The sequence below is a fragment of the Stenotrophomonas sp. HMWF003 genome (assembly GCF_003061285.1).
In the GTDB taxonomy this organism is placed as follows: Bacteria; Pseudomonadota; Gammaproteobacteria; order Xanthomonadales; family Xanthomonadaceae; genus Stenotrophomonas; species Stenotrophomonas maltophilia_AP.
In genome coordinates this window covers 2,135-4,372 of sequence record NZ_QAIW01000284.1, presented here as the reverse complement: position 1 = coordinate 4,372, position 2,238 = coordinate 2,135, and the positions used below count along the sequence as shown (strand labels likewise).

The window sequence follows — 2,238 nt, the reverse complement described above, 5'->3', positions numbered from 1 at the left end:
TCACGGATGTGCGCGATGCGCTGGCGGCCCAGGGCATTGCGGCTGTCGTCCAGCACCACGCCGTCGAGCAGTTCGCCCATGCGCTGCACGGTCGGCAGCATCTTTTCCCACGCGTCCAGCGCGGTCAGCGGCGCCGGCAGGGTGAGGAAGAAGGCGATTGCCGGGGTTTCCATTTCGCGGATGTTGGCCATGTCGAAGCTGCCCGGCTTCATGATGCTGGCCATCGAAAAGATCGGACCGCGCTCGGGGTGGCCTTCGACCAGGCGGTGGAACACGTTCATGTGGCCAAACACCAGGCCGGTCTTTTCAGCGGCCACGACGATGTCTTCGCCACGCAGCTGTTCACCGGCGCGGGCCGCCACGAACAACGACACGATCTTGTCGAAATCCTGGCTGGCGCGCTTGCCCAGGTCGCTGGCAGCGCCATCGACGTCGGGCAGGCCCAGTTCGGGCTGGGTCACGCCGTCGTCGCCGGTGCTGCCGGCGACGGCATCGCTGCCCTCGCCTTCGCCCAGGCTGGGCTCACGGCGCGCACCGGTGCCGCTCTCGGCGGTGTCGACGCGACGGCCCTGCGATTTTTTCTTCGGACGGCCAAACAGGAAGATCGCGGCGATCAACAGCAGGCCGGCGGCCAGGATGCCGATGCGGAGCAGTGCCATGTCGGACATTCGGTGGGGGTCTCCGGCTAAATACGTTCAGGTACTAAGGATGGCACGTCAGGCGGCGCCCGCCAATCGTGCCGCCTCTTCCAGGTCCACGCTGACCAGGCGGCTGACGCCCGGTTCGCGCATGGTCACGCCCGACAACTGGTGCGCCGCTTCCATGGTGGCCTTGTTGTGGCTGACGAACAGGAACTGCACCTTTTCACTCATTTCCTTGACCATGTTGGCCAGGCGGCCGACGTTGGCTTCATCCAGCGGCGCGTCCACCTCGTCCAGCAGGCAGAACGGCGCCGGGTTGAGCTGGAAGATCGCAAACACCAGCGCCACCGCGGTCATCGCCTTCTCGCCACCGGACAGCAGCGAGATGCTGGACACGCGCTTGCCCGGCGGCCGCGCCATGATGGCTACACCGGTGTCGAGAAGGTCTTCACCGGTCAATTCCAGGTACGCATGGCCACCGCCGAACAGCCGCGGGTACAGCTGCTGCACGCCGGCGTTGACGCGGTCGAAGGTGTCCTTGAAGCGGCCGCGGGTTTCGCGGTCGATCTTGCGGATGGCGTCTTCGAGGGTTTCCAGCGCGGTGGTCAGGTCGGTGTTCTGCGCATCCAGGTACTCCGAGCGCTGCGATGCCTCGCCATACTCCTGGATGGCGGCCAGGTTGACCGGCTCCAGGCGGCGCATGCGGCCGTCGATCTGGTGCACCGTCTGTTCCCAGTCGGTCACGCGGGCGTCTTCGGGCAGCGTGTTGATCACGTCCTGCAGCACGAAGCCGGCCTTCTCCACCGACGCCGACAGCTGCTCGGCGCTCAGCACCAGCGCCTGCTGGTCCAGCTTGCGCTGGGAAATGCGCTCGCGCTGGGCCAGCGCCTGCTCGTCGCGCTTGTGGCGGGTCTGTTCGAAATTCCGCAGTTCGGCATCGATGCCGTCCAGCAGGGTGCGCGCTTCGCCCAGTACGCGGTCGGCGCGCACGCGTTCGCTGAGGGCATTCTGGTGTTCGGCCTGCAAGGTCTGCACGGGCGAATCGCCCTGGTCCAGCTGCGAATGCAGTTCGCCCAGGCGCGTGTCGAGCTGGCCACGCTGGGTGCTCATCCGCTCCAGCGCCTGGCTCAGCGAGGCAATCTGGGTGCGCTGCGATTCGAGCGTCAGCGCCAGCGAATGCGCGCTCTCACGCACGTTGCGGGCATGGTCTCGGGCCTGGTCGCGGGCATCGGTGAGCTGGCGGCGTTCGCCTTCCAGCGCCGCACGCACCGCTTCCAGGTCGCCCATGCTGGTGACCGCATCGTCCAGCCGCGCACGGGCCTCGCGTACCTGTTCGCGACCGGTATCCAGGGTTTCCTGCAGCTGCAGCAGTTCGCCTTCGATGCGGTCGATGCGGGTTCGCGCCGCCTCCACCTTGCCCTGTTGGCTCTGCAGCTGGCCACCCAGTTCGGAGACGCTGCGATGGGCCTGGTACAACTGCCGCTGCGCGTCTTCGCGGTGTTGTTCGCCGGCCAGCAGCTGCTCGCGGAACGCCGACAGCTGCTGTTCCAGTTCGGCCTCGCGCTCCTGCAACGTGTCGATCTGACCGCGCAGGGTG

1 protein-coding gene and 1 pseudogene are annotated in these 2,238 nt (G+C 67.0%); both read right to left on the bottom strand.

All coding sequences use genetic code 11. The annotated features are described in order from the left end of the window. The coding region (zipA, locus tag DBR34_RS11805; RefSeq protein WP_128096938.1) for a cell division protein ZipA at positions 1-668 on the bottom strand (668 nt) is incomplete at its 3' end. A 48-nt stretch (positions 669-716) separates the two neighbouring features. Then, positions 717-2,238: pseudogene (locus DBR34_RS22800) on the bottom strand (chromosome segregation protein SMC); the annotation flags it as partial.